Annotated in this window: 11 protein-coding genes and 1 pseudogene; 1 reads left to right on the forward strand and 11 read right to left on the reverse strand. The window is 41.0% G+C overall.

The genetic code is table 11. The annotated features are described in order from the left end of the window. Nucleotides 1-130: 130 nt before the first annotated feature. The 3 genes from nagA to tgt form a co-directional block, all read right to left on the reverse strand. Nucleotides 131-1,282, reverse strand: a complete 1,152-nt coding sequence (gene nagA / locus ADH52_RS03255) for an N-acetylglucosamine-6-phosphate deacetylase (RefSeq protein WP_049487286.1) — start codon at nt 1,280-1,282, stop codon at nt 131-133. Between the two features lie 151 nt (nt 1,283-1,433). Continuing rightward, on the reverse strand, nt 1,434-3,251 hold the full coding sequence (locus ADH52_RS03260) for an acyltransferase family protein (protein WP_049487285.1): 1,818 nt from the start codon (nt 3,249-3,251) through the stop codon (nt 1,434-1,436). Between the two features lie 100 nt (nt 3,252-3,351). After that, the gene (gene tgt, locus ADH52_RS03265; protein WP_001285237.1) at nt 3,352-4,494 is read right to left on the reverse strand and encodes a tRNA guanosine(34) transglycosylase Tgt; all 1,143 of its coding nucleotides are present in this window, start codon (nt 4,492-4,494) and stop codon (nt 3,352-3,354) included. Between the two features lie 116 nt (nt 4,495-4,610). Here tgt and ADH52_RS03270 point away from each other — a divergent pair, with 116 nt between their 5' ends. Continuing rightward, nucleotides 4,611-5,468 carry a DUF975 family protein gene (locus ADH52_RS03270; protein ID WP_049487284.1) on the forward strand — a complete coding sequence of 286 codons (858 nt, stop codon included), beginning with the start codon at nt 4,611-4,613 and terminating at the stop codon, nt 5,466-5,468. Nucleotides 5,469-5,494: 26 nt separating this feature from the next. On the opposite strand, the gene pcp is transcribed toward ADH52_RS03270, so the two are convergent. From pcp to ADH52_RS03310, 8 genes and pseudogenes are all read right to left on the reverse strand, one after another. Beyond that, nucleotides 5,495-6,139 carry a pyroglutamyl-peptidase I gene (gene pcp, locus ADH52_RS03275; protein ID WP_049487283.1) on the reverse strand — a complete coding sequence of 215 codons (645 nt, stop codon included), beginning with the start codon at nt 6,137-6,139 and terminating at the stop codon, nt 5,495-5,497. Between the two features lie 111 nt (nt 6,140-6,250). Then, nucleotides 6,251-6,612, reverse strand: a pseudogene (locus ADH52_RS03280) (DUF1304 domain-containing protein). Nucleotides 6,613-6,622: 10 nt separating this feature from the next. Next, nucleotides 6,623-7,048 (reverse strand): MarR family winged helix-turn-helix transcriptional regulator, encoded by a 426-nt coding sequence (locus ADH52_RS03285; RefSeq protein WP_049510066.1) that lies wholly within the window; start codon nt 7,046-7,048, stop codon nt 6,623-6,625. A 319-nt stretch (nt 7,049-7,367) separates the two neighbouring features. Continuing rightward, nucleotides 7,368-8,570 (reverse strand): LysM peptidoglycan-binding domain-containing protein, encoded by a 1,203-nt coding sequence (locus ADH52_RS03290; RefSeq protein ID WP_049510068.1) that lies wholly within the window; start codon nt 8,568-8,570, stop codon nt 7,368-7,370. A gap of 162 nt (nt 8,571-8,732) precedes the next feature. Continuing rightward, nucleotides 8,733-9,356: an HAD family hydrolase gene (locus ADH52_RS03295; RefSeq protein WP_049487279.1), complete on the reverse strand. Its 624-nt coding sequence runs from the start codon at nt 9,354-9,356 to the stop codon at nt 8,733-8,735. 3 nt (nt 9,357-9,359) lie between these two features. Further along, on the reverse strand, nt 9,360-10,640 hold the full coding sequence (locus ADH52_RS03300) for an MATE family efflux transporter (RefSeq protein ID WP_049510069.1): 1,281 nt from the start codon (nt 10,638-10,640) through the stop codon (nt 9,360-9,362). Between the two features lie 60 nt (nt 10,641-10,700). Then, nucleotides 10,701-12,185, reverse strand: a complete 1,485-nt coding sequence (thrC, locus tag ADH52_RS03305) for a threonine synthase (protein ID WP_049510070.1) — start codon at nt 12,183-12,185, stop codon at nt 10,701-10,703. A 75-nt stretch (nt 12,186-12,260) separates the two neighbouring features. Continuing rightward, nucleotides 12,261-13,538, reverse strand: a complete 1,278-nt coding sequence (locus ADH52_RS03310) for a glutamyl-tRNA synthetase (RefSeq protein ID WP_049510072.1) — start codon at nt 13,536-13,538, stop codon at nt 12,261-12,263. Nucleotides 13,539-13,697 lie beyond the last annotated feature (159 nt).

Genomic DNA, 13,697 nt, shown 5'->3' on the forward strand with positions numbered 1-13,697 from the left:
AGAATTTAGTTCTGTTTTACACATAACGAAAACACCCCGAAAGTTAGTCGGAAAAAATCTAACTTTTGGGGTGCAATTTATTCTTTATAAAACCTGAAAAGAAATCAGTCTTTAACTTCTGCTTTCTATCTTATGCTTGATAACGTTTCACGCCATCTAGGTAGGTTGCTACCAATTCCAAATCTTTATCTAGTACGATAAAGTCCGCGTCATAGCCTTCACGGATTTGGCCACAAACATCATCAATGTGAACAGATTTTGCTGGGTTAAAGCTTGCCATCATAACTGCTTCGTGTGGAGAGGCAATGTTCCAGTCAACCACATTCTTCAAACCGTCTTTGAGTTTGAGAATAGAACCCGCTAAGTTACCTGTCGATTTGAGGCGAGCAGTTCCATTGGCAACTACTACTGGGAATTCTCCCAACATGTAGTCACCGTCTTCCAATCCACCCGCTGTCATACAGTCTGTGATAAGGGCAATATTTTCAGTTCCTTTTTGTTTGATAAGAATTTCGCAGGCTCTTGGATCTACGTGATGGCCGTCACAGATCAACTCTGCATAGGTATGTGGCAATTGGTACATGGCTCCAACCATACCCAGTTCGCGGTGAGTCAAGCCACGCATGCCATTGTAGGCGTGTACCCAAACACTCGCTCCAGCATCGACTGCTTTTTTAGCTTCATCAAAAGTCGCGTTTGAGTGCCCAAGAGCAACCGTCACACCTTCTCCAGTGATAGTCCGTACAAAGTCTTCTACACCTTCACGCTCTGGCGCAAGGGCAATTTTATTTAGCAAGCCATTTGCTGCTTTTTGCCAAGTACGGAACTCATCCATACGAGGATCTTTCATGTAAGCAGGGTTTTGAGCCCCCTTGTATTTCTCTGTGAAATAAGGTCCTTCGAAATAGATTCCACGAATCTTGGCTCCACTTGCTTCCTGGTAACGAGCACCAATATTTTCTGTTACCGCAAGCAATTGCTCATAAGATGATGTCAAAGTGGTTGGCAAGAAGCTCGTTACCCCCATGCTGAGGAGTCCTTCACTCATGGTATGAAGGGTTCCTTCGATATTATTATCCATAACATCCACACCGCCAAATCCATGAATGTGGGTATCTACAAGTCCTGGAGCAATGCTATAACCTGTATAGTCAATCACCTCAGCTCCCTCAGGAATCTGCTCGACATGTTTTCCAAACTTGCCATCCACAAGTTCCAAGTAACCACCACGACGAACTCCGTGTGGGTAGAAAAATTGATCCGCTTTAATATAGTTAGGCATAATGTTAACCTCCTTAAAAGATTGATTCCACAATTTATTATGTCAATTACATTATAAACCTTTCTTTTTTATTTGTAAATGGTATAGACCTATTTTCTAGAGATATTTTAAAAGAGCTGGACTTCTCCAACTCTTCTCTTTTAAATACAAGTTATTTTGATTTGACTGGCTTGTCTTGAGCTGTTTGCAAGGCTGTAGCAATGGTATCTGCATACAATTTAGCTCCTGCTTCAATTTTACTGTTGTCACTTCCGAAATGGACTTGGTCTGTTCCAGTCCAAATTTCTGGATGCTCTTTCGCAACTTGATTCCAATCTGCTATCGTGATGTAAGGAGTCTTCTCTGCCAATTCTCTCATATAGGCAGCCTCTTTCTCAACGATTGCATAGGTCTCTTTTGTCTTATCTCCTTCATAAGGAGTCACCAAAACCATATGGTGGCCCTTAGGAAGATTTTTCACGATACTATCCCAATCTTCCTTGTAATTTTCAGGATTATTTACCCCAGTTGCAATAACCACCATCTTTGGTAGAAATTTATTCTGGCTATTGTTGAGCATGATTTCATTGGCAGTCTTAGTTGTTCTGCTGACCTGTGCATTAATCTGTGCTCCAGGAAGGGCTGTCTGCAAAGCTGTATTAGCTCTTAGTGCTACCGAATCACCAATTAACATAGTGCCATCAGCAATTCCTAAACTATCAGCTTCTGCTCGTTCTGTCATCACCTTGGTCTGGCTAATATTTGTTGCAGCTTGCTTCAAGCCATTGACAGTTAAGTCTGTCTCAAAAGCTCCCACTTGTGGCGCCATCAAAGTCACTAAAAAGACAATGAAGGCCAAGATTCCTGTACTTGCTGCAAGGATTGCGTGAATATGAGGCAGGGGACGAAGAGTTTGTAGAATAGGTATGTCCTTTCCTGCAATCCAAGGTTCCAACACATAAAATGAAAGACTGGCGAATCCATAAGAAAAAATCAAAGTCAGTAACACAGCAAAAAGATTTGATGTCAACTGTGAGAAAATAATGTAGAAAGGCCAATGGAAAAGATAAACCGCATAGCTAGTATCCGCTAAAAAGCTGATCATCTTTGGCTCCTGCACGTTAGGAGTCTTTTCATGTAAGACACGCGCCGCCAAAATCATAGCAAGGGCTGCAAGGCTGGCAAGCAAGAAGCCCATAAGATAGGCAAAGAGATAGGTAAATTTGACAAAGAAGGTCAAAATGAGTAAGAAGCCAAAACCTCCTCCAAAAACTAAAAGGGTCCTTCGTAAATCCCATATTTTATCCAACTGCTTAACTAGGGAAGTCGTCTGACGAACGCCTACAATCGTTGCTAGAATACTTCCCAAAAAGAATGGATAGACATGAGTTAAACTAGAGAAGTAAACAGAGGAGAAAGAGGTTACTAGAAAACTACCAATAAACATGGAGAAGAAGCTGATCAAGAAGGCAGCAGCAGATAAGAGAAAGACCATCCCCTTCAACTGACCATTTGATTTAGCCTGTTTAGATAAGAACCAAACTGCCAATCCCCAGAGGATATAGTAGTGAACCTCAACAGCCAAGCTCCAATTATGAACAAACAAATGTGGAATGAACTGAGATTCATAACTCCCACCTGTTAGGAGCTCATAGAAGTTGGTCATGAAGCCTAAGACACCCGCAATCTGACCCCCAATTCCAGCCACATAATCTTGCCGAACTAGAAAAGTAAAGGGCATGGTTACCAAGACCATCAAAACCACAGGTGGCACAATCCGATAAAAGCGTCTCCTAAAAAATCCAACCAAATCAATCTCATGATTTTTAGAAAATTCTTCGATAAGTAGAGCTGTAATCAGGAAACCTGAAAATGTGAAAAAGACATCCACCCCGAAAAATCCTCCAGGAAAGATAGTCTGAAAGAAATGATACAAGAGTACCAGTAGTAAACCTGTAATCCTAATCAAGGAAAACCATTTAATGCGCATACGAGTTTATTCTCCCTTTCATTATACACTTTATTCTATCAAAAAAAGAAGAAAAATCCCAAGAGAAAACTTAGGATTTTTAGCTTATATCAATTCCATTTTAGAAATTACGGCCTGATTTATTATAGCCATATTTTTCAACAAAATACTCACGAAATTCCAAAAGATTGTCATCCATGATGGCTTGGCGTACTTGCTTCATCAGGTTGAGCAAGAAGTAAAGGTTGTGGTAGCTAGTCAAGCGGATACCGAAGGTTTCATCAGCCTTGAGCAGGTGACGAAGATAAGCGCGTGTATAGTTCTTACATGTGTAACAATCACACTCAGGATCCAGTGGCGTAAAGTCCTCAGCAAACTGAGCATTTTTGACAACCAAACGACCTTGACTGGTCATACAAGTTCCGTTACGAGCGATACGAGTCGGCAAGACACAGTCAAACATATCCACTCCACGAATCACCCCATCAATCAAGCTATCTGGCGCTCCCACACCCATCAAATAGCGAGGTTTATTTTCAGGCAGCAGTTGAGTTGTAAAGTCCAAGACCGCATTCATTTCTTCGTGGGTTTCTCCCACTGCTAAGCCACCGATAGAGTAGCCTGGGAAATCCATGCTGACAAGGTCGTGAGCTGATTGGCGACGCAAGTCTTCAAATCCTGCACCCTGCACAATTCCAAACAAACCTTGGTCATGTGGACGACGGTGAGCCTTCAAACCACGCTCAGCCCAACGACTGGTACGCTCGATTGATTTCTTAACGTAGTCGTATGGTTGATAAAACTGAGGACATTCGTCAAAGGACATCATGATGTCTGAGCCCAGATTATTCTGAATAGAGATAGCTTTTTCTGGCGATAGGAACATCTTAGAACCATTGAGATGGTTTTTAAAAGTTACACCTTCTTCTGTGATATTTCGGCTATCTGCTAGAGAATAAACCTGGAAACCACCACTATCTGTCAAGATAGGCTGGTCCCAATTCATGAACTTGTGGAGACCACCCGCGCGTGCAATGAGTTCATCTCCAGGGCGAAGCCAAAGATGATAGGTGTTTGACAGGATAATTCCCGAACCCATCTCCTTCAATTCTTCAGGTGACTGAGTTTTGACAGTGGCTTGTGTCCCAACTGGCATAAACATAGGTGTTGGGAAGGTGCCATGTGGGGTAATAATTTCCCCTAGACGTGCGCCTGTGTGTTTTTCTTTCTTAATCAAACGGTATTTGATTGGTGAATCTGACATTTTCTACCTCCGAAGCTGGAAAAAACAGTCCCAGTTCATACTTTGTGCCCAAGGGCATACTGTATGATTTTATCAAAAAAAGCTTGAACTGTCACGAACTATGGTATAATGAGAGAATGAAAAACTCAAAAATTGATTTAAAAACCGTTCGTCTGCAGGCCAGACAATTTCAGGCTGAAAATCCCCGCCTCTTTCTCGTCTATCTCTTACCTAGCATGCTAGTCATCTTGTCTGGCTTCCTCAATCCCTTAGAGCGTATCAACGAGTCTATTTTAGAGCAATCCTTTTTAAGCGTTTTTGGCCATGTATTCCAAGCCTATCTTTTTCCTCTATTAGTCTCCTTTATCGGGACAATACTTCTAACCAGTTCAGTCTACACAACCCTGAAACTCATAAAGAATCCTGATACAGAACTATCCGTCAAAAACAGTCTTACTCTCTTTAACGAAGAGCACTTTTCACAAACCTTTTTGACTCTCCTTCTCAAACGCTTCTATCTCTTTTTATGGAGCATTCCTAGTTTACTCGGGATTTACTTCCTCTTTTACAGTAGCTTTCTAGCAAAGAAATTCGTTGAAATCCATCCTGAATTTCCCAATCTGGATCTCACGTCAATTGAAACGGAGGGTTTCCTCATGACCTTTGGTCTTTACTTCCTAGCAAGTATCCTCTTGATGATTGTCGGAAATAGTCTCTATATCCCACAATACTATGCCTATTCACAGGTAGAATTTCTCCTCTGTGACACCCTAGACTTGGGACAAGCTAAACCAGGGCAAATACTTAAAACCAGCCGTTTCTTAATGAAAGGTTACAAATTTCAGCGCTTTGTCCTAGACTTACAACTCCTTCCTTGGTATTTCCTCAATTGGATTACCTTTGGGATTGCTAGTTTCTCACTCCTACCCTACATTCAAATCAATAAAATAATTTTTTACCGAGCAGTACTGGCTCGAAAACGTCCAAAAGCTTGAAGGTTTTTCCCTCAAGCTTTTTTCTATCAATGAGTTTCTCCGCCTACCAACTTGAGGTCCTGATCTCCATGTTCTATAATGGCGCCGATTGCCGCTTCTAGCCCTCGCCTAATATCCACTAAACTCATAGCTGGAGTGGTCGGTCGATTCACCACCTGTTCCATCATATAAGGAATGTGCATAAAACCTGCCTTAACATGGGGAAATTTCTTTTCTACCAAATAGAGGGCCTGATACATCAAATGATTGCAGACAAAAGTCCCTGCAGTATTGGAAACAGAGGCCGGCAAGCCCTCTTTTTTTATAGCTTGGACCATCGCTTTAATCGGCAGACTACTAAAGTAGGCCGAAGCACCATCCGCTCGAATGAGAAGGTCAATCGGCTGATTACCTTCGTTATCAGGAATGCGTGCATCATCTTGATTAATGGCTACTCGCTCAGGTGTCAAGCTGGTTCTTCCACCTGCTTGGCCGATACAAAGGACAAAGTCAGGTTGATAGCGGTTCATCTCTTCTTCCAATAATTGAGCCGATTTGTGAAAGACTGTTGGCACTTCTAACCAACGGACCTCAGCACCATGGATTTCAGCTGGTAAACCTTTAACAGCCTCCAAGGCTGGATTGACCTTTTCCCCTCCAAATGGCTCAAAACCTGTCACTAATACTTTCATTTCTAACTCCTCAAAACAAATTCAATGAGATTTTTTCTTAAAAACAAGTATAACATATTTCCCTTATTCTGGAGTGAAAAAGACTAGCGAGACTAGGATTGACCTTTGAACTTATTTAAAGAGAAAAATGCTAATCAAGGCCAAAATAGCTGGTCCACCTTGCTTCAAAATAATTTTTTTATCTGCTGTGAGAGAGCATAAGTCGCAGCCCCAATCACAAATAAGACAAAAATAGTCACAATTTCTAAATTCTGTGAGAAATAAATGCCATACAGGAGAAAGACTCCTAGTAGAGCATTATAAATCCCTTGATTTTTAAACAATGAGCTTACCGACGGACGAGCCAGTTCTTCCTTTTCCATGTTAAAGACACGACTAGTCGCTTCTGATTGCGTTGCAATACTTTCCAAATAAAAAATGTAAAAATGCTCCAAAGCAACAATCGTTGCTAAAATGATTGTAATAATTGACATCTATTTCTCCTTAAATTTCTATATTTTCAATACCCAAAACCAATTTATTTAATAAACGGCTGAGTTCTGTTCTCTCAGACTCTGTTAAGATACTTTCCATCGCTTCCTTAACCCTGACATGATTCAGAGGTGGATTCACCACTAACTGCTCCTTGGCATACTTCGTAGCCTCTACCAACACTTCCCGCTGATTTTCAGGATTACGATGACGCTCCACCAAACCTTCCTTTTCCAAAATCTTGAAATGTCGTGTCAAAGCAGCATGATCAATCTTCAAACGCTCCTGAACCGCCATTTGATTACAGGGAGAATTCTCCAATAAAAACAGTAAAATCTGATACCGTGTCAAACTAATCCCAAGTCTTTTTTCAAACAATTGCGTACTCGCTTGCTCAGACAAGCGGAGTTGATAAAGCAGATCTTGAATCTCTATCATTTCTTTTCTCTTTTCGATTGATTCATCAATAATTGACTAATCAAGTATAATATAAATTAAAATAGATTGCAAGAATGTTGCTTCAATCATTACAAAATGGTAACTTCCATTTCCCATTCATATTGATACTCAATGAAAATTAAAGAGCACACTAGGAAGCTGTCCGTAGGTTGCTCAAAGCACAGCTTTGAGGTTGCAGATAAAACTGACGTGGTTTAAAGAGATTTTCGAAGAGTATGACAAAGAAAAAACGAACGAGACTCGCTTTCTATCACGAAAGCTAAATCTCATTCGTAAAAATGATATTACCAAGTCTGGTTTATCCATTCATTGAAACGTGAACGTGGTCATAGTGATTTTCTGTCACACTACCGCGGTCTGGCATTGGGTTCCAAGTATTAGCTGGCCCATATTTGCTATCGAATGGAGCATAGAAACGTTGTTTCCAAATAATGTAACTAATACCACGGCTGGCCATGTTTTGAATAGCGTATTCCGCAATCTTATCCCCTAGTTCTGAGCTTTCTGGCACCATAAAATCGATAGCCAAACCTTTTCCGTGATCTCCACTATCTCCTGGACGGTAACCACTAAAGGATGTGATGCCAAACAAGTTGGCAATCTCTTCTTTAAAGGCAGCTGTTTGTGGTTGAAGACCTGCATTTTCAGATTTCGCTACCGCAAGTCCAGCATAATCTGGAGCTGCTGGAGCTGCGTAAGTTGCTGAAGTTGTTTTCGTCTCTTCTGGTTGATAAGTAGAAACTGCTGTTGTAGCTTCATTTGATGAGGCTTCTTTTACTTCTTCTGAACTTGTTGTAGTTGTTTCGGTTGCTTTTTCTTCTACTGGCGTTGTAGTTGCTTCCACTACTGATTCAGCTTGAGGGCTTGCTTGTATTTCATGCTTATCAGCTGGAGTCGTTGCCTGAGGAGCTGCCTCTGCAACTGCACTACTTGTTTCGGCTGTTTGCTCCTCTGAGACAGAAGTCTCTGTAGATGGTGCCACTTCTTCTGCAGTAGCAACTGTCTCTGCAACTTCTGAATTTGTTGCTACTTCTTTTGTACTTGTATTTTCTACCTCTTTTGGCGCTTCTGCAATCGGTTGAGAAAGGTCTGCAACCTGAACAGTTTGATCATCAACCGTCACTTGATTGGTTGTCAAATCTGCTGTCGCAGTTGTCACTTCTTCACTAGAAGCCGCTTGAGGTGTTTGGATTTCAACTTCCGTTATTTCTTCTGCTTCATTGACAGTCGTTGTCAAAACAGTTTCTGGGAAAATCAAGTCCATATTCGTGATTTTATTCAAATTCGCAAGAACTGTGACATCTACACCCAAGGCTTCTGCAATGGTGCTCAAGGTATCACCATACTGAACGGTATAACTTGTTTTGTTATCCGTTTTAGTCAAATCGTTTTGGATTTGCTCAACACTACGTGCAGTCCAAAGAACTTCTTCTGCTTGAGTTGCCAATACTGGGGCAAATGACAAGGCTACTGTTGAGGCTAATAATATTCTTTTCTTCATTCTTTCAAATTCCTTTCAAATGAGTACCTGTCTATGATAACACAAAAAAAGCAGAAAAAAAGCCCTCTCGGGCCTATTTAACAGAACTGTCTATTCCTTGTAACAAACTCGGTTACTTGAAATAGTTTGTTAGGTCTCTGTCACAAAACTGACACAATCTTTTTATCGCACAGTCTCAAAAATATGGGAAATATCTGATAACGCTTGAATCCTGTGATTACCTTCATAAGTCGACTCTAAAAAGTTGAGGCTTTGAATCCCACTATTCTGGGCAAATTCCACATCCAGAGTCCGGTCCCCTATATAATAGGTGTTATCAGGATTTAGCTGATACTTGTCTATCAGATAGTTAGCTGCTTCTGGACTTGGCTTCCGCGCAAAGCCACTCTGACTTGTTAAAATCTCCGTAAAATAGGACTCCAAACCCAAGTCTCTGAGAATGGTAAGAGCATTGTCTCCCTTATGAGTGTAAACAAACTGCTGAATTCCTGCTTGGTCTGCCCAAGCTAGCATCTCACGCGCACCTGGCATTAAGACTACCTGGGCATTTTTTTCAGCCAGACTCTGTGCACGCACCTGATTTAGCACTTCCACATCTAGCTTTCGCTCTTCTGCCACCTGCACAAGCAAATCCTGCACAGAATACTTGAGAATAAACTCCCTCACCTTCCCTTTATCATAAGGAATAGCAAACTGAGCAAAAGTCTCCTCAATTCCTGATAAAATCGCTTCATAAGAGTCCAATAAAGTCCCGTCTAAATCCCAAATAAAAGCTGTTTTTTGCATTTCCTATCCTTTCAAGCTCATATAACGCTGATAACGGTAACGTAGAAATAACCAACGAAAACCATTATCCAAAAGGGTTCCGGCCCAAATACCAGGCAAGCCCCAACCAAGAACAATCCCCATCAGATAGGCTGTCCCAATGCGGATACACCACATCCCTATACTTGTCGCATAAAAGGGAAGCCGAGCATTGCCCAAACCCTGCCAGACTGCTGTATAGATGACTGTTCCTATCGTCATAGGAGTACCAAGTAGTGAAAAAAGTGTCACTAAAACACTAGCCTCCACCGCTAGAGAATCAGTCGTATAGAGATGAGTTAGTGGTATACCCAAAGCATAGATACTGAAGGTCAAGGGTAACATGAGGACCAGAGAAAGCCCAAAGGTTTGTTTACTCAACTTATCTACTCTATTCCAATTATCCTCTCCAACCGCTCGGGCCACCAGCATGACCGTTGCCGTAGCGACGCCAAAGGCAGGCATGTAGTTAAACTGAGTCAAGACTTCTCCGACTGCATTTCCCGCCACCGCCTCCGTTCCAAAAGAAACGACCAAGGCAATGATAACGACATCTCCAGCCCGCATCATGAGCCGCTCTCCAGTTGCTGGCAAAGCTAAGGTCAATAGTTCCTTATCTAAACCAAAAGTCGGTTTCTCAAAAGGCAGCTTTAATTGCGACCATAAAATCACAAGACCTATCAAACGAGACAGAATTGTCCCCCAAGCAACACCAGCTATTCCCATATCCAGAACAAAAATAGCTAGACTTGAAAAAAGAATATTCAAGGCATTAGATAAAAAACTAACATAGAGAGGCAGACGTGGATTATGTGTTGCACGAATCAAGGCTCCCAGACTAGTCATTAAACCTAAGAGAACAATCGATCCGCCTACCAAAGATAGGTAGAGTCCACCACTCTCAGCTACATCTCTCTCCGTCCCCAAAAGTCCTATTATCTCTTTCCCAGAGATGATAGACAAAGATCCTAAAAGGAAACTTAATAGTAAGGTAATCTTCAAGGCCTCAGTCACATGATAGGCTAGCTTAGATTGATCCTTCTGCCCCAAACTTTTTGAAATAACACTGGAAATAGCAGCTCCCAGAGCGATGAAAATCGCCTGGTAAATCGTGATAATATTGCCAGCTACTGATACACCCGAAATAGCTATCAAGCCCAAGTGGGCTACCAAGTAACTATCCACCATCCCCATGAGCATCTGCAAAAAGTTTTCACCCATAGCTGGCAATGCAATATTAAGAATATCTTTATTTTTCTTAAACAATCCTTCCTCCTGATGAAAAGAAACTCAGTTGGTTTCCCAACCGAGTTTACTCCCTCTGTCTTAAAGTCCTAGATAAGCCTCAACCGCTGCTTGCATGTCAGTAGCTGCCACTGTTGTCTTGTGACGAACAGGAGCTGTTTCAAGCCCATCAACTGCTGGCGGCACTGCCACTCCTGAAATATCATGTAATTGAGCCAAGGCTTCAAAGTCGCCAAGCCCTGATTTTCCAGTTACAGCTTCTACTGCAACCACTGGGAACTTGTATGGACTAGCTGTTGAAGCAATCACTGTCTTAGTCGCATCCCCAGTAGCAGCTTGGTATTTTTTATAAACTGCTGAGGCAACCGCCGTATGTGGATCCTCGATATAAGAATCTGACTCATAAACACGTTTGATTTCTGCTGCCGTTTCTTCCTCAGTCGCATATTCAGCCGCAAAGAGATCAAGAATCTCTGCATCAAAATCTGTCAACTCATATTGTCCTTGCGTGTTCAAGGCATTCATGAGTTCAGCTGTCTTAACCGCATCATTACCCAAAAGATGGAAAATGAGACGCTCCAAGTTTGAAGATACCAAGATATCCATAGATGGGCTAGTTGTTACCTTAAACTCACGTTTCTTATCGTAAACACGTGTCTTGAAGAAGTCTGTCAAGACATTGTTGTCATTTGAAGCACAGATTAATTTGCCAACTGGTAAGCCGATTTGTTTGGCATAAAAGGCAGCCAAGATATTTCCAAAGTTTCCTGTTGGTACTGTGAAGTTGACCTTATCACCAGCCACAATCTCACCAGTCTTAACCAATTGAGCGTAGGCATAAACATAATAAACAATCTGTGGTACCAAACGACCAATATTCATAGAGTTTGCAGATGAAAATTGCAACTTGTTGGCCGCTAATCTTTCACGAAGAGCCACATCGTTAAACATATGCTTCACATTTGTTTGGGCATCATCAAAGTTACCATCAATAGCGATAACATGAGTATTGTCGCCAGTCTGAGTGGTCATTTGCAACTCTTGTACCTTGCTGACACCATCTTTTGGATAAAAGACGATAATTTCAGTACCAGGTACATCAGCAAATCCTGCCATAGCAGCTTTCCCAGTATCCCCAGATGTCGCTGTTAAGATGACAATCTTGTTCTCCAAACCATGCTTCTTAGCAGCTGTTGTCATAAAGTATGGCAAGATAGACAAGGCCATATCCTTAAAGGCAATTGTTGAACCATGGAAGAGTTCCAGATTGTATTGCCCGTCTAATTTCACTAATGGTGCGATAGCTGGAGTATCAAACTTGCTATCGTAAGCATTGTTGATACAGTAGTCCAACTCTTCAGCTGTAAAGTCATCTAAAAATGCTGACAAAACAATCTTAGCAACTTCCTGATAAGATGCATCTTTCAATTTGTCAAAGTCCAAATCTACCTTTGGATAAGTAAGCGGTGTAAACAAACCACCATCCGTTGCCAAACCTTGCAAAATTGCTTGGCTAGCAGTTACTGTATTGTTGGCATCACGCGTTGATTGATAAACTAATGTCATTACTCTCTATCCTTTATCTATAGTCTCATCCATTATATCATGATTTTTCAGAAAATTCTCCTTTTATAAGAGAAATTATAGGCTCAATTCTTCTTTCAAAGGCTGTAAGTAGGTCATTTCTTGCTTATTTCTCATCTCCAGTCCTTCCTCAGCTAGCAGGAGTAAGTCTTTGGAAATTTCAATAATCGCAGTTTCTTCCTCATCTGTAAGCTTTTTCTTAGAAAATTGTCGTCTTAAAAACTTGTAATTACGACCAAATACTTCAAAGAAAGGTGCTGCTTCTAAGTAAGCTTCTAACTTATCTAAATTAACTAATAATCCCAAGTGAAAGGCAGCAGAAGCGAAGGTTCTATCTAGAGGTTGAGTACACACACTACGAAACTCAACTGTTCCGCGAGTCGTTAAGTCTTGGTACTGATAACTACGATGGGTTTCAAAATCCTTCTCTTGAGGGGAAATAAGAATCTCATCCCCATTAAGAGAAAATGCTTGGATTTCAGGTGTAGCCAAATAGTCCCTAGCCTGAATCGGATAAAAATAAAAGGTTTGTTCATCACGTTCCGCAGTAAAAATTGCAGAATGATCTAGATAATCAAAAAAATTATCCTCATCTTTAAATAGTCTTGCATTGACCCCAACGTTTTCTGGATAGATACCATGCATCGATTCTTCCCAGAAAATATCCCTTGAAATTTTCGTATCCCAATCCGCACCTGTAAACTCAGAGTTTGCAAATAAATAAGCCTTAACTGCTTCAATTTGGGTAAAAGCATTAATCACTCGTAAGTAGTTAGACTTTGAAACATCCAACTGTACCTGACTCCCACAGATAAAAGCGCCGTATTCAGGGAATTGATGTAAGTCTGATTTAGTCACATTTCTACTTAAATTCAAATAGTCCATCAACATCTGATAGCGTGGGTAAGCCACTGGACAATTATCATTTTTATCCCAGTTGGGATGAATACCACAGCCGACAATAGCATGATTTGATTCAGCTAACTTCTTCTGGATTACTTCCATATAAATACTAAAACGTTCTTCAACCTCTTGTATCGTTTCAGCCTTACCAAATGCAAACTCAATCGTAGTATAGGAAACTTCAAATAAAATAGTATCCTGACTTACTTGGTCCACTAACTGAATAGGAGTCCCAAAATCATCTACCTTTTCGACAGTAAAATCCAAAGCAGAAACTAAATATCGGAATAAGTACTTGATAACTTCAACATCTGTAGCATCCCCTTCCAAGTTTACAACAGGATATTCCAGCTCAATCCCGACAAACAATTCAGGATTTTCTTTAATATTTTTCAAATACCGATGTTTTAATAAATCGATAGAACGAGACATACTTCCCTACACTTTCATAATCTAAATAAAATTTGAATAACTATTATTATACCAAAAATAATATAAAAAGGAACGAAGATTTACAACGTTCCTTAACTCTATACTATACCGGCGGCCGGGGTCGAACCGGCACGTCCTTGCGGACACTGGATTTTGAGT

It is taken from the genome of Streptococcus pseudopneumoniae, from assembly GCF_001072665.1.
Taxonomy (GTDB): Bacteria; Bacillota; Bacilli; order Lactobacillales; family Streptococcaceae; genus Streptococcus; species Streptococcus pseudopneumoniae_S.

Coding starts and splice junctions, on each gene's coding strand:
- nagA (WP_049487286.1), bottom strand. CDS start 1,282: ATGCCTAACTATATTAAAGCGGATCAATTTTTCTACCCACACGGAGTT.
- ADH52_RS03260 (WP_049487285.1), bottom strand. CDS start 3,251: ATGCGCATTAAATGGTTTTCCTTGATTAGGATTACAGGTTTACTACTG.
- tgt (WP_001285237.1), bottom strand. CDS start 4,494: ATGTCAGATTCACCAATCAAATACCGTTTGATTAAGAAAGAAAAACAC.
- ADH52_RS03270 (WP_049487284.1), top strand. CDS start 4,611: ATGAAAAACTCAAAAATTGATTTAAAAACCGTTCGTCTGCAGGCCAGA.
- pcp (WP_049487283.1), bottom strand. CDS start 6,139: ATGAAAGTATTAGTGACAGGTTTTGAGCCATTTGGAGGGGAAAAGGTC.
- ADH52_RS03285 (WP_049510066.1), bottom strand. CDS start 7,048: ATGATAGAGATTCAAGATCTGCTTTATCAACTCCGCTTGTCTGAGCAA.
- ADH52_RS03290 (WP_049510068.1), bottom strand. CDS start 8,570: ATGAAGAAAAGAATATTATTAGCCTCAACAGTAGCCTTGTCATTTGCC.
- ADH52_RS03295 (WP_049487279.1), bottom strand. CDS start 9,356: ATGCAAAAAACAGCTTTTATTTGGGATTTAGACGGGACTTTATTGGAC.
- thrC (WP_049510070.1), bottom strand. CDS start 12,185: ATGACATTAGTTTATCAATCAACGCGTGATGCCAACAATACAGTAACT.
- ADH52_RS03310 (WP_049510072.1), bottom strand. CDS start 13,538: ATGTCTCGTTCTATCGATTTATTAAAACATCGGTATTTGAAAAATATT.